Below are 23157 nucleotides of genomic sequence, written 5' to 3'. Positions count from 1 at the left end.
GAGTCGCCCCGGCCGGCCGCCAGCCCGCCGCCAGCGGACTTACTCGGTGTCGCTGCCCTGCTCGCCCAGCGCTGCGCTGATGGCATCCAGCACGCCCTTGCGGTTCTTGCTGGCCTTCTCGATCTCAGCCAGCTCATGCAGCTCTTCGTCTGTCAGGTTGTCCAGCTCCGCCTCGATCTCGGCGATGGTCTTGCTGGCGAGGTCTTCCAGCTCAGCCGGCTGGTCTCCTTCTTCTTCGTCCTCGACCAGCCCGGAGTCTTCCTTGGCACCGGCGATGCTCGTCTCCACCGCCTTGGCGAACTCAGCGCGGCTGCGGTAGGCATAGCGCAGCGCCTCGGCACCCTCGGCGGTCCGGCCATACTTGTTTTCCAGGCCGGCAAAGGCCTCTGCCACGTCGAAGTTCTTGACCTCGATGGATTCACGCTTCACTTCGCTGATGGACTCTTCCGGGTACAGCTCGTTCAGGATCGGCCGTTCGAAGTCGAACGCCTGCACCGGCAGCTTCGTGGTTGCATCGCGGTCGATGACCAGCGTCAGCAGCAACAGGGATACGGTCTTGGCCATTACTGCACGCCCTCCAGGGTGATCGGCGCCGTCGCGTCGGCACCAGTGCGAATGAAGTCCGGCAGGTCGGCAATCTCGACCACCGGGGCCAGGTCGGCCGCGCCGCTGAGCAGCGTGAACCAGCCAGTGCTGGCAGCGCCTGGCGTACTGCCGTCTGCCGGTGCTTCGTGGCCCTGCAGCAGGACGCCGGTGGCCACGGCGGTATTGGCGCCCAGGTTGGCCAGCCCTTCCCGACCCCAGCCGCCCAGCAGCGGAGTCTTGTTGAGCTTGACGATGGTGCCCCCGATCGGGAGCGTCTTTACGTTCGGCATTTCAGGTCTCCTGCCGGCGAGGTCTGGCCCCGCCGGCGTTGCGTGGGTCAGGCGATCGAGAAGACCGCGTTGCTGTTGCGCTTCTTCATCGTCAGGCCGTAATGCGCAGTCACGCCGAAGTAGTGCGTGTGGCGGTCATACACCCGCGGCGGAGTGCGGCTGATCATCCAGCGGCCCTGCACAGGGCGCAGCTTGATGGTTTTGCTGTTGAGGAAGTAACCGCGCTTCTTCCACGGATTGGCGATCACGCCGACCAGATCGTCCAGGGCATCGAAGGTCGGATCCCACACCACCAGGACGTTCTTGAAGCGCAGCTCTTTGGTGGTCGGGTCCAAGGTGACGCCGCCACCGCTGGAGGACGGGCCGATGGTGATCTGGCGACCCATCACTTTCAGCGCATCGGCCTGCAGCGCGTCGTACATTTCCGAACCCATCGGAATGAAGTCTGGCGCTCCCATCTTTCCGTAGGCGATGGTTTTGCGCCACAGGGTTTCCATTCGCTGGATCAGATTGCCAGCGGTTGCCGTGCTGATGCCCATGTCCGCCCAGTTGCGCCAGTATGGCGTTGCCGCGGCATCGATGCCGCCAACCGTGCCAACCGCGGGCGTGGTGCTGACCAGCGCATCCAAGCCGGGTACCGCCTTCGGGTTGGTAGAGCCGTCCATGTGGACTTCAATGTCCCAGTTTTCCTGGAAGCCGTCCTTCAGGGTGGTCCTGTTCTCGGTCAGGATGTTGACGATCTGGATCTTCTCAGCTTCGGTCATCACCGCATTGCGGTCATCAGTGAGGATGATGCCGTTGTTGGCCAGCTCGGTTTCGTTGAGCGTGAAGCCGTCGAACGCCTCGTATGCCTGGTACGGCGCCAGGCGCGTGGTCTTCTTGCGGTTGTAGGTGACCTGATCGTCACCAGAATAGTTCTGGTAGTTCGAATCGTTGGTGTAGCGAATCTTCTCGTTGAAGACGCCGTTACCAAAGATCGAATCTTTCTTGTTGCGGATCAGCCAGTTGGCCAAGGGGCGATCAGAGGTGAACTGATCGATCGGATCGTCTTTGGCAAACGCCTGCAACTGGGTGTTGGCGCCAGAAATCATCTGGGCAGCGGTAAGCGGCATAGGAATGGCCTCGGAAGGAAAGATGGCCAGCCCGTAGGGGCTGAGGGTCTTTCCGCGTTCCGAGGGCGCGAGGCTCGTTACAGCGCTACCGGCGGCGAACCCGGCTTACGTCACACGCGGGGCGGCTGGTGGGCCGCTCGGTGGTCAAGATGCCAGCGCTGGTGGACGCGTCAATGGGCGAATTGCCAGATACACTCGGCCAGCCGGGGAAAACCGGCTTTCTCAACAGGGGCAATGGAATGAGTATTCCCGTACACGCACTTTTTGCAGCAGATGCTTCGCAGGTTCCTGCGGGCTGCTTCTTCACGACCGGTGATGAGTGGTACCTATCCGTCAATGCAAACAACGGTAATGAGGGTGGAAGTTCAGCAATCCTGTTGACTGGCGAGGGGGCTGGCGGGTTCGTCTCCAATCCATACGGAACGGCCACTTACATCAGCGGTGACTACTCAGTTGATCTCAGGGCTGACAGCGTCGCAGGAGTCGTTACCGGAGACGGTCCTTGGATACCAACGCTCATGTTAGGTAGTCGACTGACCATCTTCTGCAAGCAGTTCGGCTCAGATCGCCTTTTCACCATCGATGGCCAGCCTTCGGAAGGTGGTGGTGTTGCCTATGATCGACGCCGATTCACGAAATGGCAGGGCTGGATGGTAGACAAACATGGCCGCACCATGGGCAATGAGCCTCTTTTCACGGTGGAGGCAAGGTAGAAAGAAGGGGCCGAAAGGCCCCTTTTTCTTTACTGCCCCTGATCCTTGGCTGCCTGCACTCCGAGATCAAAAGCATTTTCCGGAGTGACCTTCGGCGCCAGCGGTGCCCCTCCATTGGGGCGGATCGGGTTGGGCGCTGCCCGTGCTGGTGCAGCAGCAGCCACCGGGGCCGCGGCAACGGCTGGAATGGCCAGGTAGGCCCGGTGGATCTCCTGTGCCCACTGCGCCGGCGGCAGTGTGCGTTGGATGATGTCGATGCTAGGGCCCAGCATGGCCAGCTTATGCTGGAATTGCGGATCGCCAGCGCTAAGCTGCGTTCCCAGTTGCTGCACCGAGGCCAGCCCCTGCTGATACTGCATGTCCTGCTGCTGTGCTTGGGCATGCGTCTGCTGCAATTGCCCTTGCTGGCGGTGCTGAGCAAGCTCCAGCGCCACGTCACGCGTGATATCTCCCGAGGTGACGCGGCCGGTCAGGTCCGGATGCGCGCTGAGCGGGTCGAAGCCCGGCGCCTCGCGACCAAGCTGCTTGCCCAGCCACTGCAGCTCGCCCTGCATGCGATCGTAGGCAGCTGCCATACGAGTGGGATCGCCGGAGTTCACGTCAGCCAGGTAGCGCATTGACGCGCCGAACTGCTCAGGCGATGCACCGGTGCTCTGAACGGTCTGTTCCCATTGGCTGACGCGCTCTTTCGCCACTTCGCCAGCCTTGGCCTGCGAGTGCAGCTCTTGGAACCGTTCCGCAGCGCGCTCCTTCAGGCCGAGCTGCTTCACTTCCTCATCGACGGTAGGCTGCGGCTGTTCGCCCTGCGCAGGCGGCTGCTGGCCCGCGGGAGGTGCTGCCGGGTCGATGGCGGCAGGAGTTGCAGGCGCGCCTTGTGCGGGCTCTTGGGCGGGCGGCTGGCCATCGGCCGGAGGTGCTGCAGCGGGAAGCGGATCGTCCTTCGCCTCTTGCTCGCGTGCCGCTTCCACGCCGGCGGAGAATGCATCTAATTCTGCGGCGGCCGGCTGGCTGTTGTCGCCGCCGTCGGCGACCGGCGGTGCTGCGGCGTCAGCCGGTTGAGCATCGGTCGGGGTGGTGTCCGGCACGGCCGGCGTGTTCGGGTCTTCAATATGCATGGTGGTACCTCAGTTGGCGGCGGATTGGCGGGCTGCTCAGCGAGCCCAGAGCGCGAGGGCGTGTTTGATAGCGATGGTCAGTGGGTGGCGGCGCATGATCTGCTCCTGTGGTCAGAGAGGCTGGGCGACGACGCCGCCCACGGGTGCTGCGGTGGGTACCGGCGCTTCAGCCGGCGGAAGCTGCTGCATCGGGTCGGGACTAGGTGCGCCGGGCATCATTGGATCAGCGCCTGGCATGCCCATGGCTGACACCTCCGGCACCTGCGGAATGAACGCGTACGCGTCGATCGATGGGTCTCCCAGGCGCTCGACCGACTCAACGGCCAGTTGCTCCAGGCTGTTGGCGATGTCGAACGACGTCGCGCCGCGCATCCGGCCGATGGTGATCACCGCCTCCTGCAACTGCGGGAGGATCGCGCCCCACTGCTGCCGACGCAGGCTGGATGCTGGACGGCCAGAGCTGCCCGCGCGAATGTCCACGTTGAGCAGTGAGTTCACCAGATCGGGCAGCGGCGCGTTGAACCACAGGGCCTCCGGGCCGGCGATATCGAACACCTCATCGACTGAGAGCCCGTTGGGCGACATAGCAAGCTCACCGCTGTACAGCGCCAGTTCGCCGAGCAGTTCGTCCAAGCTATCGCGGCTGTAACCCAGGCGGGATTCGGTGCCCTGCTGCTGGATTTCGGACTCGGTGGCGGTCTTGGCTGTTTGGATGCTGGAGGACAGCGCCTCCTGAATGCCCCAGATCAGTTCAAGCTCGGCGCGGATGGGGGCAGTGTCGTACAGCGCGGCGTCGATCTGGTTGTACTGGACGGCAAAGAGGACGTCGCGGCTTGTCTGGCCCTTCAAGTCCAACCCCACCATCTCGCTGGTGGTGGCGCCTTCCAGCTTCCTCGCGTCATCCGGATCCAGCGCGCCGCGGTCGAAGCCCATCTTCGGGATGGCTCGACGGCGGTGCTCGCGGTAGTTGGTGCGGGTCCGGTTGTACTCGTCCAGTAGGGCGCGCGAGCGATCGACCAACGACTGCGGGTGGCGCTCGCCATCGACCCACAATGGTGCCCACTGGAAGAACGGATAGAACCGCGTACTGGCCTGGTCAGGGGCGTACGGAGCGCGCAGGTACCGCCGCAGGCCCGGTGTGATGGTGTGGATCAGGTTGGTGGTCAAGTCCCACACCTCCCAAACGCATAGGAAGCGTGGGCCGGCATCGGCACCCTGCCCTGCTACGGTGGCACTGCGGAACACCTCGGCGTCTGTGTCGCTGACGGCGCCATAGGTGGCTGTGAAACCGCCATCGCGCGGATCACAGTCGCGTTTCGCGTGGTAATAGGCCTCTGCCTTGCCCAGCTCGTCGCGCAGCTCGGGGAATGCTGCCACTGCCTCGTCATAGGGCATGAAGCTGCGATGCGCGATCCATGGAGCGATCACGTAATCCTTCAGCGTGGCCACGTCCATCGAGACTTGGACGTCATCAGCACGGACGAAGTCCACCACCAGGCTGTTGTAGATGATCTGCTCGACCTGGGATTCCAGCGCCTGCATCTGCTGCTCGTACTGAGCACGCAACAGGTCGGGATTGGCTGCGTCCCCCGCGGCCAGCTCTGTCTCGATCGAGGCCAGCGCCTGCATCTTGTTGCGCAGGTCGGCAATGCGCTGGTCGGTCATGGCGTCGCGCTCTGTCTCCCGATGCCAGGCCGCCTTGATCCAGCCGATACCTACACTCAGCCCGGAGCGCACCATCGCGTCTGCAGCGTGCTTCAGGCGCCCACGTTTCCACAGGCGAGCGATGACGATCTCCAGCGTGCGGCCGACCTGCTTGGCCAGCTTCACCCGGCTGGTCCCCACAGACTCGGCCGGCTGCACGGCAGGCTCAGGGTCGCGCGCATACAGGAACGAGGTGAGCAGGTTCACGTACGTGCCTGCAATCGGAACGCTCACGTCGTAGACCGGATCCACGCGGTTGGCGCAATAACGCCTGTCCAGCGCATAGCCCTTGCGAGCACCCTTGTCGAAGTCACGCGACTCCTTGATGCGCTTGTGCCAGTTGGTGACGTCCGCCTCTTCCCGTGCAAGCGCCTGGGCCTGCGCCTCGCGCTCTGCGTCGGCTGCCTGCTCGGCCGCCAGTGCGTCGGTGAAGCTTTCGGCGGTGGGCATGGTCACAGGGCGGATCTCCTACGTTCGGCGAGTGAGGGCTGGTCGGAATGCTCCAACCACTGCCGGCTATGGGGCACCAGCACCCGAGGCTGTTCAATGGACGGCCTGTCGCGCGCGCTTCTCACCGCAGGGAATCGGCTATGGATGAAGTAACCCAAGGCGTCCGGCGGATGGTCGAAGCCGGTGGTCTTGTCCGGCATGCCATTGTCGTCATAGGCCTGCTTTTCCAGCGCTTCGGTCAGCTTCGGGCAGCCGTAGGCGTTCACCAGCAGCCTGCGCTGGCCCTTGGCGTTGCAGAGCATGGCGTTCACGCTGACCACGCGCGCGCGGATCCGGGGATTGGCAGTCGGTACACGGACTGAAAAGTTGCGCTCAGCACGCAGCAGGCCCAGGTCGGAGATGCTGGCGTTGTTGGTGTGCGAGCTGCCGCCGCTGGCGTCGGGGTAAACCGTGATGCGCTGATCAGGGAACCGCTCCTTCAACGCATCGATCATGGCCGGGGTATCACGAATCCCGGTCAGCTCCTCTAGGGCCATGGGCTGGTCGGCGCGAATCACGCACACGATCGCTGTCATGTTCATCACGTTGAAGTCCATGCCCACGTGCAGTGGCTCGTCCTCAGCGATCGTGGCCATCGTGCCGTTGAGCTTCCGGCTGAAGGTGCCGTAGACCGACCCGCTGGTCAGGTTCACGAACTGGCCCTCGATGTACGCCAAAACCAGCTGCGCCGGGTAGGTCTCGAACAGGGATTCGATGTAATCCTCGGGAAGAAAAGCCTCGTTGTCGTAGGTGCTGGCATGCACCTTTCCGTACAGCGCAGCCTTCTTCGGGTCGTCTCCGGGGATCTTCTCGAACTGCTCGTACACGAAGTTGAAGCCCTCGGGCGTCGTGGTAACGTCGATGCCGTTCTGGAGGCCGTCGGCCTTCACGCGCAGGCGGGCAATGATCTTTCGCCACGCCTCGTGTGCCTTTTTCTTCTTCAGAGTGTCGATCTCATCGACCAGGGCCTTGCCAACCTTGAAGCCCACGATGCTGGACGGCTTGTCCATCGATCGGCAGATGACCGTGCAGCGGTACTGCCTGCCCGCGTACAGGTGCGCTTCCTTGTTCGATTGGTTGATCTGCGCTCGCAACCCCCAATCGAACGCCACCTCCTCGATGGTCGGATAGAAGATGTCGCGGATCTGCGGGTAGCTGGGGGCGAAATAGCCAGCGGGGATGCGTGGGAACTGCCAGGCGTGCTGGCATAGCGAGCCGCACCCTACCCAGGTTTTCCCTGAGCCGAAGCCGCCGACAAAGGCTCGAAACTTATGCGGCAGCTGCAGGAACGCGGCCTGCGGCTCGTTAAGGGTTGGCACGCTTGCGGCCGCTTACGACGGTGACGGTTACGGCTGCCGGTGGCGGAGCATCGTCGTTGAAGCCCTCGGGCTTGTCGCGCCAGCTCTCGGGCTTGCGGTTCTTCAGCCAGAAGATCATCGAGGTCGGGTCAGGCGGGTACTGCTTGTCGGTGGAGGTGACTACGATCTCTCCCTCAATCACCCGGACGTCGTCCTCTCTGCAGCGGTAGCCTGTTGCCCGTTCGAACAGGGCTCGCTCCACCCGAAGATCAGCCTCAGCCTTACTGAGCTTTAGGGCTTCCGAAAACTCGGGGTGCTTGATCTTCCACAGGTTGACCGTGGACAGGGCAACATCGAAGAACTCTGCCACTTCCGGGTCTGTGCAGCCTCTACGGCCAAGCAGTGCTGCCTGACGGGTGAACTCGTCGCGGTACTTGGTTGGCCTGCCCCCCTTCGAAGGGGCTCTGCGGGGCTTACCGGCTGGCTTGGCTCTGCTGGGGGCTTTCCCCTCTTCCTTCTTCCTGGGCATCAGAGCACCCGATGAGCGAAGAGTTGCCGCTTCCCGGAGGCATGAACGTCACCATGGAGAGGTAAGTCTCCGCGGCCGCCGCAACGCGGCACTCCCCGTGTCGGCTGCACGCTGTTATCGACACCTGCGTGCTGGTCGTCCCGGTATTGGCCCCGGGCGGCTGTCTGTGATGGCGTCTGGCGGTCGCTCATGGCCTCTGTTATCCCAGCCTGAGCGCTCCGATCAATGGCAATCAGGCGGCCGCGAACAGGTTCAGTTGCTTCGGACAGTTCACGGGCAGCGGCTGGTCCCACCCGTAGTGCTCGCGCAGGTCCTCGGCGATCTGTTCGGCGGTCGGAAAGCTGACCCGCTTCCCGTCGGCGGTGTCGGCCCCGTACAGGCCGAACAGCCAGCCCGGGTGCTCCCGCAGCATTCCCTCGCCCGCAGCTGATCCGATGCGCAGGGCGAATACCGAGCACGCCTGGTTGCCAAACACGTAGCTACCCTCTCCTTGGGCATTGCGGATGTCGCGCACGCGAGATAGGACCTTCCTTGCCACCTGCGGCGCATCTGCCTCGCTGGCCACTGCCAGTTCCACGGCGGAGCGGCGGAACTGCCTATGCGGCGCCGCGTGCCTTGTAGTCTCGTTTTCGGTCTTCTTACGCATGGTCGTCCCCTCAGTGGGGTTCGTCGTGATCAGAAAGGCGAGTCGCCGGCGGTGAGACCAGACGCGAGCTGCGTGTTCTCGTGCCACAGGGCGATGAGCAGGGCGTCGGCGCGGCCGTTGTCTTTCTTCCGGGTCAGCACGCTGGCGGCGGACGGGAAGCGTGCGATGGCCAGCAGACGGGCGGCATCCTTGTCCTGCTTCAGGAGGCCGAATTGGCGCTTCCACACGGCTGGCACGACGCGCGTGGCCGGGATGCCAAGCACCTCAAACACCGCCTGCAGCTTCCCGGTGGTCTGGCCGAAGCGGAATGCGCTGGTGCCGCCATCGCCTGGCCGCGCCCCAACCTTCTCGATGCAGGCCGACACCACCGCATCGGGGTGCTGGTCGCGCACCCCACGGATGAACACCACCACCGCACGGCAATCCACCTCACCCCAACCGCCCACGTCGAAGGTGGGCATGTCGAGGATGGGGCCCGGCACGCCGTCGATGAGCGTGGCCACCGCTCCAGTCAATCCGGGGTCGACGCCGAACGTCAGGCTGCGTGCCATGTCTTCACCCTTCCCCAGTACCGATCGAGGGCCGTGTTCTGCAGGTCCAACAGGTAGTCGTCGTTGCCGATCTCCTGCCGGAACAGGCGCGGCTGCTTGGCGTAAGAGGGGCCGAACAGCTTCTCGCAGGTGTCCGCGCTCATCCCATTGAAGGGCTCGCCGCGGTGAGACCACGGGTTCAGGCCGATGGTGAAGTCGTGGCCGCGCCGCTTCTGGCCGTGCTTGCCGCCCTGAGTGAGGTGGTGGATATCGCAGGGGACGAAGCCCAGGCCAAGCGCCTGCGCCACGATGCAGCCGATGTCCTTGATCGCGTCCATGCGCTGCTGCTGGGCGATGGTTGGGTTGCCTGTGGACCGCCCGCGCTTCATGCTTCACCCCACTGCTTAGGGGAGATGACATGGATTGCAGCTGGCTCGGATGGTGTTCTCTCACTGCCTCGGAGCAGGCTGCTTGGGTCCAGGCTATCGGAAGCGTGGCGGCAATCGCGGCTGCCATTGGAATAGCCGCCTACGAGCGACAAGTGGCAAAGGGTGAAGCTGCCGAACGGAGGCGGCTGGAAGAGAACGGCCGTTACACGCACGCAAATCGGGCCATGACGAGGTTCAAGAAAGTCATTGCGCGCCAACTCGAAGCCGCAAAGACCCAGCAGACGGGCAACAGCATCCATCCCATGCCGATAGATCGAGTGCCGGACGAGATGAGAGACCTGGAAAGGGAATGCAGCCTGATCCGCCTGGGCGGTGGCGACTGTCTCACCGCCATCAGCTTTTTTGAGGAATCGCTGGACCTGCTGACTGATTCGCTTCTCATGCCTGAGAACGCGGCCGGCTTCATCGAGCTTCTGGAATATGCCGACAGCCGTATTGATGTAGCGCTGAAGCACTTTTTTGACTATCTGAACGTCGCTTACCACTGAGTTTTTCACGCAGTCCTCCTTTGCTCGCCGGCCATCAGCAGGTACTCGCCGCGCACTGCGTCGGTCAGGCCGCTGATGTAGTGGCGATCGATGTAGTCGGTGATGCCCCGGAACAGCTCGCCGAACTCGCCCTCGTCCATCTCATCGAAGGAGATCGATCGCGGCTGCAGCACCAGCGCCTTGCCCATCGGGCCCAGGTCAACCTCTACCTGCTCGCAGTGCACGGCAGCCTCGCGCTGCACGCGCTTCAGGGCATCGTGGGAGGTCATCGTGTCGAAGCCGTCCACGTGGTCCACCAGCAGCGCGCCGACGGCGTGCACGAGGCGATGAAAGGCCGGGTTGCGAGATTGCTTCAACTCGGCGCGGATCTCCCGCCCAACGTTGAACCGGCGCTCCTTCAGCAGGCGCTGGTCGATGGGGTGCGCTGGCACCAGGGCGCCTACGGACTCGCCAGTAGCTGGGTCCACCAGCCTGCGGACCATCAGGTACACCGGGCGGCGCGCCCTTTTCGCCTTGATCTTCTTGGCGGCTTCGGTGGTCATGCGTCAGCTCCTCCACGCAGGGCCGCAGCCAAGCCACGTCGCTTTGGCGCCATCCCATTGGCCGGCGCGCTGGATTGGTTCTGCTTCGGCTGCCAGTACTCGGGCAGGGTCTCGAAGCGGAACAGGCCGGGGGTGTACTGCACTCGCGCCATGCCCGGGGCGCCGTCTCGCTGGATGGCGACGATCAGCTCGGCGGTTCCCTCATAGCGGCTGTCCTTGTGGTAGATCTCGTCTCGGTAGATGAAGATCACCGCGTCGGCGTCCTGCTCGATGGAACCGGAGTCGCGCAGGTCAGCCACGATCGGCCGCTTGTCGCCTGTGCGCTTCTCCACGTCGCGGTTGAGCTGGCTCAGTAGCAGTACGGCAATGTCCAGTTCGCTGGCCAGCAGCTTCAGCGCCCGGGTTATGTCGCCGATGCCGGAGGCGCGGTTATCCCCGTCTACGTGCATCAGCTGCAGGTAGTCGATCACCACCAGCGACAGGTCCGGGTCTTGCGCCTTCATCCGGCGCACCTGGGCGCAGACGTGCTGCACCTTGGCGACGCGCGGGCGGCTGATGCGCAGCGATGCCTCCCCGATCTTGCGCGTCCAGTGCGCAGCGTTCTGCCAGTCGACCTCGTCCAAATCCTTGCTGCGCAAGCGGCTGCCGGTGATGCCGGCGAGGTTGGACAGCATGCGCTTGCCCAGCTCCTCCGGCTTCATCTCGAAGCTGAAGAAGGCCACGGACTTTCCAGCGCGGATCGCCACTTGCTCGGCCATGTTCTGCGCCAGCGTGGTCTTTCCCATCTTGGGCCTGGCTGCCAACACGTAGAGCCGACCCGGCTGCAGGCCGTCCAGCACCTCGTCCAGGTCCCGCAGGCTGGTGGACAAGCCGCTGATGCCGGTGCTGCTGGCCGCGCTTGATAGCTCGGCGAACACCCGGGCCATCACCGGCGCAACTGGCTCCAGGTCGCACGGCTCGTTGTCCAGCAGCCCGCCGATGCGCGATTGGGCGGTACCAACCAGATCGATCGCAGACTGGCCAAGCGGGCTGTAGGCCTCGTCCATCAGCTCCTGCGCCGCAGCGATCAGAGCTCGCTTCTTTGCCTTGTCGGCCACAATTCCCGCGTAGCCGCGGATGTTCGCTGCCGACGGGGTGTTCATCTCCAACTCGACCAGGTACGCCCCGTTCTCGATCAGGTCCAGCTTCCCCTGATCGCGGAACCAGTCGGTCAGCAAGACCGTATCCGGGGTCTGGCCCTTGGCGTGCAGCTCCGCGATTGCCTTCCAGATCAGCTGGTGATTGCGATGGTAGAACTGGTCGGCCGTCAGCGCGTCCTGCACTTCCATCCATGCCACCGGCCGCATCAGCAGGCCGCCCAGCACCGACTGTTCGGCCTCGATGGCTTGGGGTGGCACGCGCAGTGCCTGCTGGTCGCCGTACAGGGCCTGCAGGCGACTCACCTCGTCACGGGCCGCGCTCACGAAGCCACCTCCGACAGCGCCTTGTCCGCCAGCTTGGCGATAACCTCTTCCCGCAACAGGTACAGGAAATCAGGCCGCCAGTTCTCGTGCGGCGCGTGATACGGCCCTCGGCCGCTGCTGAAGTCGTCGTCAGCGGCAGTCTCGAAGTACAAATCCCAGAACTGGGGAGTCACCCGCTTGTCGCCGAACAGCTGCTCGCAGAGCTGGACAACCGTCGGTAGCGCCTTCTCGACCGCCTTGACCCTGGGCTTGTTTAGCACCGTGCACCGGGCCAGTTCCCCGTTGGGCTTCGCCAGCTTGGCGTTGAACGCAGCCTGGGCGTCCACGGCGATCTGCCGGATGCGCTCCTGCCGTTTGACCCTGGGGTCAGCAGGCGGCGGTGTCGTGTCGCCCGTCAGCGCCAGCTGCGGGGACGACTCCGAACGAAGTGAGGATTCTTTTTCCTGCTCCTGTTCCTGCTCCTGTTCCTGCTCTTGGCTTGAAAGGGGTTGGGAAGCCCCTTCATTTCCACGACGGTTTCTCATGTTGAAATCCGCCTGATAGCGTTCGAAGAACATGCCGAGGAACGGGTTATCCGGAAGGCTGTTGTAGTCCCTTTGGATACCCAGGCAACGGTTGTCGTTCGCCTTCAAACCCTTGCCAATCTGGAAGGACGCCATCTCCTTTACCCACACGAACTCGGTGGCTTCGTCGTATAGGCAGAAGCCCTCTTCGATGCAGTATCGAAGCCCCTCAGATGCCCCTTGGATGCCAAGTCCAGTCTCGTGAGCCATGTACAGCACCGGCTGGTAGTACAGCCCGAGCATGTTCGAGGTCGGGGAGGACATGAGGTACAGGGCGACAACCACCCCTTCGGGACCCCTCTTCCGGATTGCCTTGCCGGTGTCGCCGGTCCAGAAGGTCGGCACCAGCTTCGCGTAATCACGCATGCCGAACCCCTCCAAGCAGCTCCAGGCAAACCGCGGTGAACCACAGCATGCGAACGACCACCATGGCCTTCTCGGTTGCGTTCATGGCCACCTGATCCCCATCTTCGCGAGCGTCCCGCTCAGGGCTGACAGGTTCTTGTGCAGTTCCGCCAGCGCTTCGGCGGACGCAGCCTCTGGGGTGATCAGGTATCGCTCGATGAGGTAATGGACCGGCGACACATCCTTGGTGACGGCGATGTACCGCTCCAGGTCATCGATCGACAGACCACGCAGCTTGCCGCCGCTGTCGCAGCCTGCGAGCTTCTCGCTCAGCTTGGACGGAGCCATGTCCAACTGCCCCGCCACCGCCGTCAGCCCCGCGCCACGGTGGACCATAGCTGCGAGGTGATCGCGCAGCGTTGCGTTGCGTGTGAGGCCGGGTTCGAAGGTTATTTGCAGGCTTTTCATGCAGTTATCTCGTTGAGGGGAATGCGGGGGAAAACGTGTTCCCCTGCGTTCCCCTGGATGGTTCTGAAAATGGCCGCACCCCAACGGAGTGCAGCCTGTGTCTCAGCGGAATCAGTCAGTCGGTACCAACGTCCTTACGCTTCGGCGAATGGGAGAGCGGTGGTTCGTGTTGAAGCGGGTGAACGGAAAGGTGCAGGTCCGGCACGTGGCAGACCGATTGCGGGCGCCGGTCGCCCAAGGCAGCGGCACCGTGGTGCCCTTCCCTGCCAGGGGTCGGTGAGGTGGGCATGTCAGCGGCACTCCGCCGCGGGGATGCGTTCGTCCTGCCACCGGGCGAACATGCCGGCAGCAAACTCGACACTCGTGTGGTCTTCGACGCTGCGCCAGAATGCGATTTCGGCCTGAGCCGTCTCGGTGAAGCCCTCGGGCACTCCACCGTTGTCCGCACACCAATCCAGCATGCGGCGAAGTGCCGCTTCCAGCAGAACAGAGGTCTTTTCAGCCATGGCAACCACCGAGGAAATCGAAGCGGCACAGAGGAAGCTGGATCGAGCCCGATCCGAGCGGGATTCGTGGAAGGGGAAGAACCGGCACAACTACGAGATGGCCGCGCTTCTGGTCGCGGCGCTGGAAAAGCAGCTGGCGAAACTGGTGGCGGATTCGGGCCATTAGGCTCACGCCACCTCGCTAGAGGGCTTGCGGCGCTTGGGCGCTGGGCCGAATACGTCGGGGCGCAGCTCGTGGCGGGAGACGCCCGTAGCCGTCTCGATGGCCAGTACGTGTTCCGCTGGGACGGGGTGCTGGCGGTTGAGCCATGCCCACACGTGCCCCTGACGGACGACCTTCTGCTCAGTGGAAAGGAGTCGGGCGAGAGCACTCTGTCCGCCGACCGCGTCAACCGCTGTTTTGAGGGGTGCGTTGTCCATGGCGAGAGGATACAACCTTGGTTGTATTAGTCAACAACCTCCGTTGTTTGACCAAAACAACGACCGTTGTCACCTTCCCGCCCATGGAACTGAATGAGCGCGTGTCAGCAGCCCGACTGCATGCCCAGATGACACAAGCCCAGCTGGCTAAGGCCGCCGGGGTGTCACAGCAGGCAATACAAAAGCTGGAGTCGGGGAAATCCAAAGACTCCAAGCGGATCGCTCAGATAGCGATTGCATGCGGCGTTCGCGTGGAGTGGCTAACAAGTGAAGAACCGCCCATGGTTGCGCCTGTGACACCCCTGTCCGTGCCATCCACGGGGATTCAGGGCGAAAGCGACTGGGCAGACGTGACCGGGTACTCGCAGGCGGCCGGGCTCGGTACCGGAGTGGAGGCAGAGGAGTACGCCGAAACCCACACGCTCAAGTTCAAGAGGACCAGCTTGCGCAGGCGTGGCATCCACAACCGGCCACTTGCCATCTACTACGGCAAGGGCGATTCGATGGAGCCCACCATCGAAGACGGCGATGCCATTTTGTTCGACACCTCAGACACTCGTGTGGCTGATGGAGCGCTGTACCTGATCCAGCTACATGGCGCAGCCAATGCTGAGTACTACGTGAAGCGGGCCATGGTCCTGGACGGAATCACCTACTTCACAAGCGACAACCCCTCAGGCGACCACCAGTGGCAACGGCCACGGCGTATGGATTCCGAGCGGGAACCGATCACGGTCGTTGGCCGTGTCCACTGGATTGGCGGATGGGCTGACTGATGAGTGAAGAGATTCAACAAATCAACTACACCGGAACGGACCTGACCTCGCAAGATGCAATCGACTTCCTTAAGGACATGGGTTCCCCCTCAGACCTTCCATGCCCCATCTGTGGTCATCCTGATTGGGGCCTTTCCCTAACTCCTGGGAACGGATATTTCAGTGCACTCCCTACCATGACGCATGGATCGACTTCTCCAACTCCGTACTTCCACGGCGTGTACACCACGGAATGCATGAAATGCGGATACATGAGGCTCCACAACCTTTCTCGGCTGGCTAAGTGGAAGAAGGCAGGAGGAAGCACAGGGCAGGAGGGGCAGCCATGAATAGGGGTAACGTAAGATCAATCGGAGGCAACAACGGCTTCTCAAGCACCATCTCCCCTCTTGATAACAGCGGAGGCGGAGGCAATGATGGGGGCATGGAAGCCCGGATAGCCAAACTCGAAACCTCAGTTGAGTACATCCAGCGGGATGTGGCTGAGATACGTATGTCGCTGGACAAGCTGAATACTTCGATGGGGTCCGTTCAAACGGATACAGCCGTCATAAAGGCGCGTTTGGCACATACGCCAACCACATTGAAGATGTGGGCGGCTCTTGTAGCTGTCGTCGTTCCGGTAGGGGCGGCTGTGGTTGGGTTGCTGACTTGGGTTGTCCAAACCAACATCGCCCCTCTCCTAGCGAAGGCTGCCGGCGGGTAGACCAGCCCCACCCCCTGACCAACCCCGCTCCGGCGGGGTTTTTCTTTGGGCGTTTTCTGAACAAACATTCCTCCGTTCACAATTCGCTGCGCATCTAACAACTTTGGTTGTTGTATTACTACAACCTTAGTTGTATTGTTTCCCCGTCGGCCATCGGCCATCCAACGGGGCAAGCAGATGAACATCACCGCAGCATCCAGCCTGATCGCCAGCCATCTCAACTCTGGCCGCATCAGCAGCGAGACCGCCGTCGCCGCCCAGGCAGCCATACGCGGCCTGCGCTACGGCAACCGCATGAGCGCCTCCGACCGTCGCCAGATGCTGGCGCTGCGCTTCGGCATCGTGGAGGTCTGATCGATGACGACCAAGACCGATCAGCAGGAAGTCGTCGTTAGCTTTAAGGGTTTCGACAAGGACCTGGCCTGCCATCCGGACGGTGGCGAGCGCGTGCAGTACGTGGTTGGCGAGGAGTTGGAACTGGCAGGCGATATCAAGGCCTGCAAGCGCGGCTTCCACGCCTGTGAGTATCCGCTGGACGTGTTCGGCTACTACGCCCCGGCCGGTTCCCGTTTTGCGCTGGTCGAGCAGTCTGGCCAGATCAGTCGCCACGATGGTGACTCGAAGGTGGCCAGCAGCAAGATCAAGCTGAGCGCGGAAATCGGCCTGCCGGGGATCATCAAGGCGGCCATCGAGTACACCACCAGCCGGGCGAAGCCGGAGAACAGCGAACACGTCACCAGTCGCCAAGGCGCGGCCAGCAGCACCGGCGACCGAGGCGCGGCCAGCAGCACCGGCTACCAAGGCGCGGCCAGCAGCACCGGCGACCGAGGCGCGGCCAGCAGCACCGGCGACCGAGGCGCGGCCAGCAGCACCGGCTACCAAGGCGCGGCCAGCAGCACCGGCTACCAAGGCGCGGCCAGCAGCACCGGCTACCGAGGCGCGGCCAGCAGCACCGGCACCCAAGGCGCGGCCAGCAGCACCGGCGACCGAGGCGCGGCCAGCAGCACCGGCTACCAAGGCGCGGCCAGCAGCACCGGCGACCGAGGCGCGGCCAGCAGCACCGGCGACCGAGGCGCGGCGATGGCCTCTGGTTACCAGGGCAAGGTCATGGGCGCCGAAGGCAATGCCCTCTTCCTCGTGGAGCGCGACGACGATTACAAGATCGTGGCCGTGTGGGCAGGGCTGGTTGGGCAGGACGGAATCAAGGCGAACGTCTGGTACGTACTTCGCGGCGGCAAGCCGGTGGAGGTCTGAGCCATGGCCCTCCATAACCCCGCATGGATCGACCACGACGGCGCAGGCATGCCGCTGCTGGACGCCACGATCCTCGACCGCACGACCGATGCCATTGAGCTGTTGGCGCGCACTCCTTCGATCTTGGGTGAGGTGTCGCTGAGCGATGCCGAGGCTGCCGAGATGGCCAAGGCGCTGCAGGCTCAGGACGACCGCAACGTGTCGCTGATCTTCCGCGCCGCTGCGGCCCGCCACACCCGCGAGATGTTGGATGGGGTGAAGGACGTGGTGGGTTCGGAGTACGAGGCCGCCATGTCGCTGCTGAGGACCTACGCATGAGCGGCCCCGCTGATGTGCTGGCCCGCAAGGTCTTCGAGGAATACTCCCGCGCCGGTGGCAACCCGCCCGATGCGCACTTCGACCGCAACGCCGCCGAGCAGTGGATGGCGCATGCGCTGGAGTTTGCTGGAGTCGCCGAGCTGATCGAGAAGGTAGACGAGCTGTTGTCGTCGCATGGCGAGTATCGAGGCTACGGCGGGGCTGGCGAAGCGATTGAAGAGCACATGCGCGCAGAGCTGGTATCGGCCCTCGCCCGCGTCCGGGGTGCCGCATGAGCGCCTGGTTCACCAAGCAACTTTCGCGCCCCGTGGTGTGGGTTATCGCCGCCGCCCTGCTCTGGGCGTTGCTGCTGGGGGCTATCGCATGCGCCTGATCCAGAAGACCGACTACCAGGGCGGGCTGCCGCAGATCGCGCCGCCCTTACCCCTCGCCGATGCCGCACAGGCCGAGGCCGAAGACAACCAGCACGAGGCCGAGAACGGCATCTGCGTTGAAGGAGATTGCGAATGAACATTCCCACCCCGCGTTACGCCATCGGCGACACGGTGTTCTACACCTATCAGGACACCAAGGCAGGTGCTTACCCCTGCCCTGACTGCAAGGGGTCGAAGGTTTGGTCGTGCACTTCGCCGGCCGGTCACACCATGGAGATGGACTGCCCGCGCTGCACCTACAACTACGGCCGCAACCAAGGGCTTTCCTTGGCTCGAACGATCCGCACGTACGGCGTGCGCGTGCTGACTATCGGCTCGGTCCAGATTAATACGGCAAGAACCGATGGTCCGGTTCATTACATGTGCCTTGAAACCGGCGTCGGCTCAGGCAGCGTCTACAGGGAATGTGACCTCTACAGCACGAAGGACGAGGCTGAGACAAAGGCGGCAGCACAAGCCGAAGCCCTCCAGCTTGAGCACGACGCTACCCCGCAGGCCATTGAGAGCCGTGCCAAGGCTACAGCGACGTACTTCCGCGCCTACGAGCACACTGTTGAAAGCACGGTCAAGGCCCGTCTGCAGCAGGAAGTGATTGATGGCTCCCACCAGGGCATCACTGCAGGCAACTGGGTCGTTGAGGAAGAAGGCGATGGTCGCTACGCGATCAAAGCCATCACTCCCGAGTACGAATACGGCGTTCGAATTGCAGAGGTAAGCGGTGACGACGCCTACTCGCATCTGCCACCTGCTTCGGACGCATTCGGAAACGCGCACCTCGTCGCCGCCGCGCCGGTTCTCTATGGCGCAATCGCTGCGGTCATCAAAGCGACCCGCGACTATCTGCCGCCGGACGGCATCTCGAAGGACGAGTTCATCAAGCGCGTCATCGCGGCCACGGACAACCCGCAGATCGTTGCGGCCCTTCAGCAGATCGAACGCTGATGCGACTCCTGACCGCCACCGGCTGCCGCAGCTGGTCTGACTTCGCGGCCTTCCTCGGGTGCATCGCCATCGTCGCCGGTCTGGGCTGGGCGATGTGCTGGCCGGTCGCCTGGTCCTGATTACCCCGCCGGTCGCACCGGCTCTATGAGAGGCAACACCGATGTTCGAACTCAACGATGCGGCCGCCAAGGTCGCCAACTTCAACCCTCGTGCGGAGAAGCACGGCGAAGAGAACAAGCTGGCCGGCGACCTGAAATGCGTGGCAGTGGTCAACAGCGGCGTGCTGGATTTCTTCAACAAGGAACTGCGCAAGGCGCTGTATCGCAAGGCGACGCCGGGCGAGCAGCAGGACCTGATCGAAGGCACTGATGGTCTGACGGCGGTCAAGTTTCCGCGCCTGGGCTCGCTGTCGTGGGCCGAAGAGTATCCGGGCTACGAGCTGATCATCGGCTCCGGGCTGGGCCTGTCCGAGCCGATTGCCATCACCGACGTGACGCTGAAGCGCTTCAAGTTCGAACCGCTGGAAGGCGGCAGCCTGCAGGTCACCTTCAGCGCCGTTTTCCATCCCACGTCTGAAGAAGCGGGCCTGTTGTGCGCGCTGATCCAGAACGAAGTTTCGCTGACCCTTGTGTCGCCGCTGAACCAGGGCAAGTCCAACAAGCCGGTGCAGGAAGACCTGGCCGCGTAAAGACCACGGAGAGGAATGCATCGCGGATCGCGGTGCGGCTGGACTGGCAAGCGCTGGTCGATAGCGGGGGATAAGCGCCCGCCCTCTCCACCCAACACCCCTGCCCTGCGCTCATCTCCCCCGTTTGAGCGCAGGGTCCCGAGCCGGGCGGGTCCACACCACGCACCCGCCCGCCCGGCGGCGGCTCCGAGAGCCGGGCACCTCATTCGAAGTAGAAAAAAGGAACCGCCATGAGCGAGATCGTCACCATCACCGCAGACAGCGCCCAGCCAACCGGGCTGCAGGCCGCGCTGCAGCAGGCTCTGATGCTCCCAGAACAGGGCGTCGAGCGCCTGGAACGCATGTGGGAGATGCACAAGGAAATGCAGGACCGGGATGCCGCGCGCGAGTACGCCGCCGCAATGAAGCGCACACAGTCCCGCATGCCCAACATCCAGAAGCGCGGCAACAACCCGCAGACGAAGAGCGCCTACGCGCTGCTGGAAGATATCAACCGCGCAATCACGCCCATCTACACCGAGGAAGGTTTCTCGCTGTCGTTCGGCACGGTCAAGTCCGACCTGCCTGACCACGTGGGGATCGTTTGCGACGTGCTGCACGACGGTGGCCACAGCCGCACGTACCACTACGACGCGCCCATCGATAACGCCGGCATCAATGGCTCGTTGAACAAGACCCTGACCCACGGTCGCGGCTCGGCCATCAGTTACGGCCAACGCTACCTGATCAAGATGATTTTCAACCTAACCATCGGCGGCGAAGACGACGACGGCAATGGTTCCAGCGGCGGCGGCATTGACCCTGTGGCGCTGCAATGGATCGCCGTAGCCGACGCCTTGAAAACGCATGAGGACTACAAGGCGAGCAAGGCCAAGGTCCTGGCAGCTTACGGCGGCAAGGCTGCCAACCTCCCCGGCCCAGTGCGCGAGGCGTACAACCGCGCCAACGAAGCCACCAAGCCGAAGGATTGACCCATGCGGATTCTCGAAGTCGAGCAGGGTTCGCCTGAGTGGTATCAGGCACGTCTCGGCGTGCCGACCGCCAGCGAGTTCAGCAGCATCATCACCCCGAAGCGCGGCGAGTACGCCGCTGCTGCCGACACGTACATCAACCAGCTGATCGATGAACTGATGCGCCCGCAGGCTGGCGAGTCGTTCGGCGGTAACCGGCACACGCAGCGCGGCAAAGACCTGGAGCCGGACGCGCGCGAGCTGTACGCCTTCGACCGGGACGTGGTGCCGCGGCAGGTCGGCTTCATCCTCAATGACGCCGGCACGCTTGGCTGTAGCCCGGACAGCATGATCGATCTGGACGGCGGCCTGGAAATCAAATGCCCGGACGGCCCCACGCACGTGAAGTGGGTGCGCGCCGGCATCGTGCCGGAAGAACACAAGCCCCAGGTGCACGGTTCGCTGATCATCACCGGGCGCGCCTGGTGGGACTTCATGTCGCACTGCCCCGGCTATGAGCCCCTGATCGTCCGCGTCACCCCGGACGACTTCACCAAGAAGCTGCAGGCCCATCTGGACCGGTTCCTGATCGAGTACCAGGCCGCCCGCGCCAAGTTCATCAAGGAAGCAGCATGAGCGAGAAAAAGTTCATCGACGGGCTGATCGTCAAGCCGCCGCGCGACGGCGCGCCCGATTACGTGGTCGGAAAGCTCTCCATGAAGCGGGAGCAGCTGATCGCCTGGCTGCAGCAGCAGAGCGGCGAGTGGGTAAACGCCGATATCAAGATCGCCAACAGCGGCAGCTGGTATGCGCAGGTCGACGACTGGAAGCCGAACCGCCAGGGCGGCGGCAATGCGCCGCAGCGGCAGCAGACGGGCGGCTACGGCCAACAGCGTCCGCAGCAGCAGGCACCGCAGCAGGCGCCGATCGATGACTTCGCCGACGACGACCTGAACTTCTGACTATGAAGACCTGCACCAGCTGCATCGCCCGCCTGCCTGAGCGCTTCTTCCCGATGGTCAATGGGAGGCGACAGGCCCGTTGCGGTGCATGCCTCAACACGGCGCGACGCCTGCGTGACCCGTTGCCTGCTCTTCAGTGCAGCCCGCTGCAGGTCCGCCTCAACAACACCTTCAACCTGTGGCACGGGCCGGTGAGCCGCGCGCCGCTGAGGATCGCCGCATGAACCGCCGCCACGCCACCCGCCGCACGCCCAAGGAAACGCTCGGTTTCTCCTGGGGCCGCTTCCCGACCGAGGATGGCTCGGTCATCACCTACCGCCTGTACCGCCGTGACCACCGCCGCGCGGTGCACATGCACGTGCTGAGCGTCTTCACCAACGGGGATCGCGACACCGCCGCCGCGCACCTGCGCAAGGCCCGCAAGTTCCTGCGGGACAAGGTGGACGAAATCGACCTGGCATCCATGGGAGTAGCAGCATGAACGATCTACCTACCGCCGCAGTGGAAAAGCTCACAGCGCAGCTTGGCGAGGCGCTGTTCAAAGAGCCCGGATTGGACCTGTTCGAGATCGCGAACCGTTGCAACGCGGAGGCTTCGCGGGTTGGAGGGGCGCTGCTGGCCGCAACTGGCAAGCAGCAGGTTGGCGAGGTGCAGGGGGATGCTCTGGCAGCTTTCAACGAGTGCCTGACGCCAGCGCTTCGCGTTCCAGAGACTGCCGCGTACCGCATTGCAGTTCTGGCAGCGGTGGAAGCCATCGCCGCCCGCCAGCCGGTGGGCCAGGAGCCGTTGTTTTATGCGGCGTTCCACGGACAGGCCCTATACGGTGTGTACGAGGATGGGAAAGAGGCACTGAAGGCAGTTGACCGAATCGGCAACCTTGGCAGTATGCGTTGCCTCTACGCCGCTCCACCCGCGCAGGACGTGGACCTGGGGCAGTTCCGGGATGCAGTTGAGTTGATGGAATGGCAGGAGCGTGGTCACGACCATCCGGACTTTCCGCAAGGCAACCCCGAGAAGCACGCAGAGGCGGTTCGCCTTCTGGCCCTGATCGACAGCCAGGCGGGGGTGAAGCCGTGAGCGACGCACCTTTGATCTATCGCACCATGCGCTGTTCGATCCCCGAGGGTGGCGAGGTAGTGCTGCATGTGCCGGAACATATCGGAGTCGACTCCTTGGGCATGGCTGCCGAATGCATCGATCTGCAGATACGCATCTTCAAGCGGCACGCTGAGATGATCGCGGCGCATGGAGCCCCGCAGACCGATGAAAACCAAGAGGTGCAGCCGTGATCGTCCACTTGTTCCTCACCGATATGACCCGGCTGGCAATCGCCGCGCTGCTGTTCTTCGTCGGGTTCGCTGCGTTCGCGCTGCTGGTGCTGGCACTGCGGGCGGTCAAGGCCGCGCTGCGGTGGGGTTGGCGGGTGGTGGCGCATGGCTGAGTGCGCTGAGCATCTGCTGCGCGGGCGCAATGCCAGCGGCATGCCTGCCCCCAATCAGAATGGCGTCTACCTCGACCCCGACGAGGTGCTGACTCTCAAAGGAGCCGGGCGATCGCCGACGGCCGAAATTGAACTGCTGCACGTTCCTGGCCACGGCTGGATCTTTGCAACCTCCTATTGCATTTCAGGCTATGGAGGCGGCTCGTCGCCGCTCATGCTTACCGGCACCCCTTCCGGACTTGATCGAGAAGCTGCCTTGTTGGGTGGATTGCAGGAAGTGATGCGGCGGGTGGGCGGAGCTGGTAGCCACCCCAGCGACTCGCCGTCAGCTCGGCGGCAGGCGACTGAAATCATGGATTGGGCGGCATCGCTGCGCGCACCCCAATGTGACCCGTCCGCTCAACTGGAGCTGTTCGCATGATCCGCCGCCT

37 protein-coding genes are annotated in these 23157 nt (G+C 63.5%); 21 read left to right on the top strand and 16 right to left on the bottom strand.

The genetic code is table 11. From position 1 onward, the window contains the following. Positions 1–39: 39 nt before the first annotated feature. Genes H4O11_RS01635 through H4O11_RS01625 form a run of 3 tightly spaced genes read right to left on the bottom strand, consistent with a single transcriptional unit; the run spans position 40 to position 1966 of the window. Positions 40–564 carry a hypothetical protein gene (locus H4O11_RS01635; protein ID WP_182337696.1) on the bottom strand — a complete coding sequence of 175 codons (525 nt, stop codon included), beginning with the start codon at positions 562–564 and terminating at the stop codon, positions 40–42. Then, a complete protein-coding gene (locus H4O11_RS01630) occupies positions 564–875 on the bottom strand; it encodes a hypothetical protein (RefSeq protein ID WP_182337695.1) in 312 nt (103 codons plus the stop codon). The genes H4O11_RS01635 and H4O11_RS01630 overlap by 1 nt, the downstream gene beginning before the upstream one ends. A 47-nt stretch (positions 876–922) precedes the next feature. Beyond that, a complete protein-coding gene (locus H4O11_RS01625) occupies positions 923–1966 on the bottom strand; it encodes a phage major capsid protein (RefSeq protein WP_182337694.1) in 1044 nt (347 codons plus the stop codon). 161 nt (positions 1967–2127) lie between these two features. Between H4O11_RS01625 and H4O11_RS01620 the strand changes: the two genes are divergently transcribed. After that, positions 2128–2700, top strand: coding sequence for a hypothetical protein (locus H4O11_RS01620; RefSeq protein WP_182337693.1), 573 nt, complete (start codon positions 2128–2130; stop codon positions 2698–2700). Between the two features lie 29 nt (positions 2701–2729). Here the strand turns inward: H4O11_RS01620 and H4O11_RS01615 are convergent, their stop codons facing one another. The 7 genes from H4O11_RS01615 to H4O11_RS01585 form a co-directional block, all read right to left on the bottom strand. Beyond that, positions 2730–3815: a hypothetical protein gene (locus H4O11_RS01615; RefSeq protein WP_182337692.1), complete on the bottom strand. Its 1086-nt coding sequence runs from the start codon at positions 3813–3815 to the stop codon at positions 2730–2732. Positions 3816–3926: 111 nt separating this feature from the next. Further along, the gene (locus tag H4O11_RS01610; protein WP_220466544.1) at positions 3927–5969 is read right to left on the bottom strand and encodes a hypothetical protein; all 2043 of its coding nucleotides are present in this window, start codon (positions 5967–5969) and stop codon (positions 3927–3929) included. Between the two features lie 2 nt (positions 5970–5971). Further along, on the bottom strand, positions 5972–7327 hold the full coding sequence (locus H4O11_RS01605) for a phage terminase large subunit (protein ID WP_182337690.1): 1356 nt from the start codon (positions 7325–7327) through the stop codon (positions 5972–5974). Next, positions 7314–7835, bottom strand: a complete 522-nt coding sequence (locus tag H4O11_RS01600) for a hypothetical protein (protein ID WP_220466543.1) — start codon at positions 7833–7835, stop codon at positions 7314–7316. Before H4O11_RS01600 ends, H4O11_RS01605 begins: the two co-directional genes overlap by 14 nt. Before the next feature lie 232 nt (positions 7836–8067). Next, the gene (locus H4O11_RS01595; RefSeq protein WP_182337689.1) at positions 8068–8481 is read right to left on the bottom strand and encodes a hypothetical protein; all 414 of its coding nucleotides are present in this window, start codon (positions 8479–8481) and stop codon (positions 8068–8070) included. Between the two features lie 29 nt (positions 8482–8510). Then, complete coding sequence (locus tag H4O11_RS01590; protein ID WP_182337688.1) at positions 8511–9032, bottom strand: RuvC family protein; 522 nt, start codon at positions 9030–9032, stop codon at positions 8511–8513. Then, positions 9017–9400 (bottom strand): Ref family recombination enhancement nuclease, encoded by a 384-nt coding sequence (locus H4O11_RS01585; protein WP_281367566.1) that lies wholly within the window; start codon positions 9398–9400, stop codon positions 9017–9019. Before H4O11_RS01585 ends, H4O11_RS01590 begins: the two co-directional genes overlap by 16 nt. 29 nt (positions 9401–9429) lie before the next feature. Here H4O11_RS01585 and H4O11_RS01580 point away from each other — a divergent pair, with 29 nt between their 5' ends. Further along, positions 9430–9948 (top strand): hypothetical protein, encoded by a 519-nt coding sequence (locus H4O11_RS01580; protein ID WP_182337686.1) that lies wholly within the window; start codon positions 9430–9432, stop codon positions 9946–9948. 5 nt (positions 9949–9953) lie between these two features. Here the strand turns inward: H4O11_RS01580 and H4O11_RS01575 are convergent, their stop codons facing one another. The 5 genes from H4O11_RS01575 to H4O11_RS01555 all read right to left on the bottom strand — a co-directional run bounded on the left by H4O11_RS01575 (position 9954) and on the right by H4O11_RS01555 (position 13835). After that, the gene (locus H4O11_RS01575; RefSeq protein WP_182337685.1) at positions 9954–10490 is read right to left on the bottom strand and encodes a hypothetical protein; all 537 of its coding nucleotides are present in this window, start codon (positions 10488–10490) and stop codon (positions 9954–9956) included. After that, positions 10487–11953 carry a replicative DNA helicase gene (gene dnaB, locus H4O11_RS01570; protein ID WP_182337684.1) on the bottom strand — a complete coding sequence of 489 codons (1467 nt, stop codon included), beginning with the start codon at positions 11951–11953 and terminating at the stop codon, positions 10487–10489. The genes H4O11_RS01575 and dnaB overlap by 4 nt, the downstream gene beginning before the upstream one ends. Then, positions 11950–12882 (bottom strand): hypothetical protein, encoded by a 933-nt coding sequence (locus H4O11_RS01565; RefSeq protein WP_182337683.1) that lies wholly within the window; start codon positions 12880–12882, stop codon positions 11950–11952. Before H4O11_RS01565 ends, dnaB begins: the two co-directional genes overlap by 4 nt. A gap of 81 nt (positions 12883–12963) precedes the next feature. Beyond that, positions 12964–13329 carry a hypothetical protein gene (locus tag H4O11_RS01560; protein ID WP_182337682.1) on the bottom strand — a complete coding sequence of 122 codons (366 nt, stop codon included), beginning with the start codon at positions 13327–13329 and terminating at the stop codon, positions 12964–12966. Between the two features lie 290 nt (positions 13330–13619). Then, a complete protein-coding gene (locus tag H4O11_RS01555; protein ID WP_182337681.1) occupies positions 13620–13835 on the bottom strand; it encodes a hypothetical protein in 216 nt (71 codons plus the stop codon). Here H4O11_RS01555 and H4O11_RS01550 point away from each other — a divergent pair. Further along, on the top strand, positions 13834–14001 hold the full coding sequence (locus H4O11_RS01550; protein ID WP_182337680.1) for a hypothetical protein: 168 nt from the start codon (positions 13834–13836) through the stop codon (positions 13999–14001). The genes H4O11_RS01555 and H4O11_RS01550 overlap by 2 nt on opposite strands. 2 nt (positions 14002–14003) lie before the next feature. On the opposite strand, the gene H4O11_RS01545 is transcribed toward H4O11_RS01550, so the two are convergent. Then, on the bottom strand, positions 14004–14255 hold the full coding sequence (locus tag H4O11_RS01545) for a YdaS family helix-turn-helix protein (protein WP_182337679.1): 252 nt from the start codon (positions 14253–14255) through the stop codon (positions 14004–14006). Between the two features lie 83 nt (positions 14256–14338). Between H4O11_RS01545 and H4O11_RS01540 the strand changes: the two genes are divergently transcribed. From H4O11_RS01540 to H4O11_RS01455, 18 genes are all read left to right on the top strand, one after another. Beyond that, positions 14339–15031, top strand: a complete 693-nt coding sequence (locus H4O11_RS01540; protein WP_182337678.1) for a S24 family peptidase — start codon at positions 14339–14341, stop codon at positions 15029–15031. A 325-nt stretch (positions 15032–15356) separates the two neighbouring features. Continuing rightward, on the top strand, positions 15357–15737 hold the full coding sequence (locus H4O11_RS01535) for a hypothetical protein (protein WP_182337677.1): 381 nt from the start codon (positions 15357–15359) through the stop codon (positions 15735–15737). Between the two features lie 177 nt (positions 15738–15914). Continuing rightward, on the top strand, positions 15915–16091 hold the full coding sequence (locus H4O11_RS01530) for a hypothetical protein (RefSeq protein WP_182337676.1): 177 nt from the start codon (positions 15915–15917) through the stop codon (positions 16089–16091). Between the two features lie 3 nt (positions 16092–16094). Continuing rightward, positions 16095–16991 carry a DUF7666 domain-containing protein gene (locus H4O11_RS01525; protein ID WP_182337675.1) on the top strand — a complete coding sequence of 299 codons (897 nt, stop codon included), beginning with the start codon at positions 16095–16097 and terminating at the stop codon, positions 16989–16991. A gap of 3 nt (positions 16992–16994) precedes the next feature. Further along, positions 16995–17309, top strand: a complete 315-nt coding sequence (locus tag H4O11_RS01520; RefSeq protein WP_182337674.1) for a hypothetical protein — start codon at positions 16995–16997, stop codon at positions 17307–17309. Then, the gene (locus H4O11_RS01515; RefSeq protein WP_182337673.1) at positions 17306–17584 is read left to right on the top strand and encodes a hypothetical protein; all 279 of its coding nucleotides are present in this window, start codon (positions 17306–17308) and stop codon (positions 17582–17584) included. Before H4O11_RS01520 ends, H4O11_RS01515 begins: the two co-directional genes overlap by 4 nt. 88 nt (positions 17585–17672) lie before the next feature. Continuing rightward, positions 17673–17819 carry a hypothetical protein gene (locus H4O11_RS01510; RefSeq protein WP_182337672.1) on the top strand — a complete coding sequence of 49 codons (147 nt, stop codon included), beginning with the start codon at positions 17673–17675 and terminating at the stop codon, positions 17817–17819. Next, positions 17816–18685 (top strand): hypothetical protein, encoded by an 870-nt coding sequence (locus tag H4O11_RS01505; RefSeq protein ID WP_182337671.1) that lies wholly within the window; start codon positions 17816–17818, stop codon positions 18683–18685. The genes H4O11_RS01510 and H4O11_RS01505 overlap by 4 nt, the downstream gene beginning before the upstream one ends. 160 nt (positions 18686–18845) lie before the next feature. Then, positions 18846–19373 (top strand): hypothetical protein, encoded by a 528-nt coding sequence (locus tag H4O11_RS01500; protein WP_182337670.1) that lies wholly within the window; start codon positions 18846–18848, stop codon positions 19371–19373. Between the two features lie 230 nt (positions 19374–19603). Further along, positions 19604–20344, top strand: a complete 741-nt coding sequence (locus H4O11_RS01495; RefSeq protein WP_182337669.1) for an ERF family protein — start codon at positions 19604–19606, stop codon at positions 20342–20344. Positions 20345–20347: 3 nt separating this feature from the next. Next, the gene (locus H4O11_RS01490; RefSeq protein ID WP_182337668.1) at positions 20348–20959 is read left to right on the top strand and encodes a lambda exonuclease family protein; all 612 of its coding nucleotides are present in this window, start codon (positions 20348–20350) and stop codon (positions 20957–20959) included. Further along, positions 20956–21285 (top strand): hypothetical protein, encoded by a 330-nt coding sequence (locus tag H4O11_RS01485; RefSeq protein WP_182337667.1) that lies wholly within the window; start codon positions 20956–20958, stop codon positions 21283–21285. Before H4O11_RS01490 ends, H4O11_RS01485 begins: the two co-directional genes overlap by 4 nt. A gap of 2 nt (positions 21286–21287) precedes the next feature. After that, positions 21288–21509 carry a hypothetical protein gene (locus tag H4O11_RS01480; RefSeq protein ID WP_182337666.1) on the top strand — a complete coding sequence of 74 codons (222 nt, stop codon included), beginning with the start codon at positions 21288–21290 and terminating at the stop codon, positions 21507–21509. Continuing rightward, entirely contained in the window at positions 21506–21766 is a 261-nt protein-coding gene (locus H4O11_RS01475; RefSeq protein WP_182337665.1) for a hypothetical protein, read from the top strand. The genes H4O11_RS01480 and H4O11_RS01475 overlap by 4 nt, the downstream gene beginning before the upstream one ends. Further along, the gene (locus tag H4O11_RS01470; protein ID WP_182337664.1) at positions 21763–22362 is read left to right on the top strand and encodes a hypothetical protein; all 600 of its coding nucleotides are present in this window, start codon (positions 21763–21765) and stop codon (positions 22360–22362) included. The genes H4O11_RS01475 and H4O11_RS01470 overlap by 4 nt, the downstream gene beginning before the upstream one ends. Next, the gene (locus tag H4O11_RS01465; protein ID WP_182337663.1) at positions 22359–22574 is read left to right on the top strand and encodes a hypothetical protein; all 216 of its coding nucleotides are present in this window, start codon (positions 22359–22361) and stop codon (positions 22572–22574) included. The genes H4O11_RS01470 and H4O11_RS01465 overlap by 4 nt, the downstream gene beginning before the upstream one ends. Further along, a complete protein-coding gene (locus H4O11_RS01460; protein ID WP_182337662.1) occupies positions 22571–22726 on the top strand; it encodes a hypothetical protein in 156 nt (51 codons plus the stop codon). The genes H4O11_RS01465 and H4O11_RS01460 overlap by 4 nt, the downstream gene beginning before the upstream one ends. Beyond that, positions 22719–23147 carry a hypothetical protein gene (locus tag H4O11_RS01455; RefSeq protein WP_182337661.1) on the top strand — a complete coding sequence of 143 codons (429 nt, stop codon included), beginning with the start codon at positions 22719–22721 and terminating at the stop codon, positions 23145–23147. The genes H4O11_RS01460 and H4O11_RS01455 overlap by 8 nt, the downstream gene beginning before the upstream one ends. The last annotated feature ends 10 nt before the right edge of the window (positions 23148–23157 follow it).

Origin of the sequence: Stenotrophomonas tumulicola, assembly GCF_014117215.1 — a bacterium.
Classification (GTDB): domain Bacteria; phylum Pseudomonadota; class Gammaproteobacteria; order Xanthomonadales; family Xanthomonadaceae; genus Stenotrophomonas; species Stenotrophomonas tumulicola.
The sequence above is the reverse complement of the archived record's forward strand: the minus strand, read 5'-3'. Positions and strand labels throughout refer to the sequence as shown.

What these genes read in the sequence shown, in the direction of transcription:
- H4O11_RS01625 (WP_182337694.1), bottom strand. Translation starts at nt 1,966, where the DNA reads ATGATTTCTGGCGCCAACACCCAGTTGCAGGCGTTTGCCAAAGACGAT.
- H4O11_RS01535 (WP_182337677.1), top strand. Translation starts at nt 15,357, where the DNA reads ATGAATAGGGGTAACGTAAGATCAATCGGAGGCAACAACGGCTTCTCA.
- H4O11_RS01530 (WP_182337676.1), top strand. Translation starts at nt 15,915, where the DNA reads ATGAACATCACCGCAGCATCCAGCCTGATCGCCAGCCATCTCAACTCT.
- H4O11_RS01610 (WP_220466544.1), bottom strand. Translation starts at nt 5,969, where the DNA reads ATGCCCACCGCCGAAAGCTTCACCGACGCACTGGCGGCCGAGCAGGCA.
- H4O11_RS01615 (WP_182337692.1), bottom strand. Translation starts at nt 3,815, where the DNA reads ATGCATATTGAAGACCCGAACACGCCGGCCGTGCCGGACACCACCCCG.
- H4O11_RS01575 (WP_182337685.1), bottom strand. Translation starts at nt 10,490, where the DNA reads ATGACCACCGAAGCCGCCAAGAAGATCAAGGCGAAAAGGGCGCGCCGC.
- H4O11_RS01590 (WP_182337688.1), bottom strand. Translation starts at nt 9,032, where the DNA reads ATGGCACGCAGCCTGACGTTCGGCGTCGACCCCGGATTGACTGGAGCG.
- H4O11_RS01550 (WP_182337680.1), top strand. Translation starts at nt 13,834, where the DNA reads ATGGCAACCACCGAGGAAATCGAAGCGGCACAGAGGAAGCTGGATCGA.
- H4O11_RS01455 (WP_182337661.1), top strand. Translation starts at nt 22,719, where the DNA reads ATGGCTGAGTGCGCTGAGCATCTGCTGCGCGGGCGCAATGCCAGCGGC.
- H4O11_RS01545 (WP_182337679.1), bottom strand. Translation starts at nt 14,255, where the DNA reads ATGGACAACGCACCCCTCAAAACAGCGGTTGACGCGGTCGGCGGACAG.
- H4O11_RS01520 (WP_182337674.1), top strand. Translation starts at nt 16,995, where the DNA reads ATGGCCCTCCATAACCCCGCATGGATCGACCACGACGGCGCAGGCATG.
- H4O11_RS01580 (WP_182337686.1), top strand. Translation starts at nt 9,430, where the DNA reads ATGGATTGCAGCTGGCTCGGATGGTGTTCTCTCACTGCCTCGGAGCAG.
- H4O11_RS01585 (WP_281367566.1), bottom strand. Translation starts at nt 9,400, where the DNA reads ATGAAGCGCGGGCGGTCCACAGGCAACCCAACCATCGCCCAGCAGCAG.
- H4O11_RS01495 (WP_182337669.1), top strand. Translation starts at nt 19,604, where the DNA reads ATGAGCGAGATCGTCACCATCACCGCAGACAGCGCCCAGCCAACCGGG.
- H4O11_RS01560 (WP_182337682.1), bottom strand. Translation starts at nt 13,329, where the DNA reads ATGAAAAGCCTGCAAATAACCTTCGAACCCGGCCTCACACGCAACGCA.
- H4O11_RS01630 (WP_182337695.1), bottom strand. Translation starts at nt 875, where the DNA reads ATGCCGAACGTAAAGACGCTCCCGATCGGGGGCACCATCGTCAAGCTC.
- H4O11_RS01525 (WP_182337675.1), top strand. Translation starts at nt 16,095, where the DNA reads ATGACGACCAAGACCGATCAGCAGGAAGTCGTCGTTAGCTTTAAGGGT.
- H4O11_RS01600 (WP_220466543.1), bottom strand. Translation starts at nt 7,835, where the DNA reads ATGCCCAGGAAGAAGGAAGAGGGGAAAGCCCCCAGCAGAGCCAAGCCA.
- H4O11_RS01515 (WP_182337673.1), top strand. Translation starts at nt 17,306, where the DNA reads ATGAGCGGCCCCGCTGATGTGCTGGCCCGCAAGGTCTTCGAGGAATAC.
- H4O11_RS01510 (WP_182337672.1), top strand. Translation starts at nt 17,673, where the DNA reads ATGCGCCTGATCCAGAAGACCGACTACCAGGGCGGGCTGCCGCAGATC.
- H4O11_RS01490 (WP_182337668.1), top strand. Translation starts at nt 20,348, where the DNA reads ATGCGGATTCTCGAAGTCGAGCAGGGTTCGCCTGAGTGGTATCAGGCA.
- H4O11_RS01505 (WP_182337671.1), top strand. Translation starts at nt 17,816, where the DNA reads ATGAACATTCCCACCCCGCGTTACGCCATCGGCGACACGGTGTTCTAC.
- H4O11_RS01480 (WP_182337666.1), top strand. Translation starts at nt 21,288, where the DNA reads ATGAAGACCTGCACCAGCTGCATCGCCCGCCTGCCTGAGCGCTTCTTC.
- H4O11_RS01635 (WP_182337696.1), bottom strand. Translation starts at nt 564, where the DNA reads ATGGCCAAGACCGTATCCCTGTTGCTGCTGACGCTGGTCATCGACCGC.
- H4O11_RS01555 (WP_182337681.1), bottom strand. Translation starts at nt 13,835, where the DNA reads ATGGCTGAAAAGACCTCTGTTCTGCTGGAAGCGGCACTTCGCCGCATG.
- H4O11_RS01475 (WP_182337665.1), top strand. Translation starts at nt 21,506, where the DNA reads ATGAACCGCCGCCACGCCACCCGCCGCACGCCCAAGGAAACGCTCGGT.
- H4O11_RS01470 (WP_182337664.1), top strand. Translation starts at nt 21,763, where the DNA reads ATGAACGATCTACCTACCGCCGCAGTGGAAAAGCTCACAGCGCAGCTT.
- H4O11_RS01485 (WP_182337667.1), top strand. Translation starts at nt 20,956, where the DNA reads ATGAGCGAGAAAAAGTTCATCGACGGGCTGATCGTCAAGCCGCCGCGC.
- H4O11_RS01540 (WP_182337678.1), top strand. Translation starts at nt 14,339, where the DNA reads ATGGAACTGAATGAGCGCGTGTCAGCAGCCCGACTGCATGCCCAGATG.
- H4O11_RS01595 (WP_182337689.1), bottom strand. Translation starts at nt 8,481, where the DNA reads ATGCGTAAGAAGACCGAAAACGAGACTACAAGGCACGCGGCGCCGCAT.
- H4O11_RS01500 (WP_182337670.1), top strand. Translation starts at nt 18,846, where the DNA reads ATGTTCGAACTCAACGATGCGGCCGCCAAGGTCGCCAACTTCAACCCT.
- H4O11_RS01565 (WP_182337683.1), bottom strand. Translation starts at nt 12,882, where the DNA reads ATGCGTGATTACGCGAAGCTGGTGCCGACCTTCTGGACCGGCGACACC.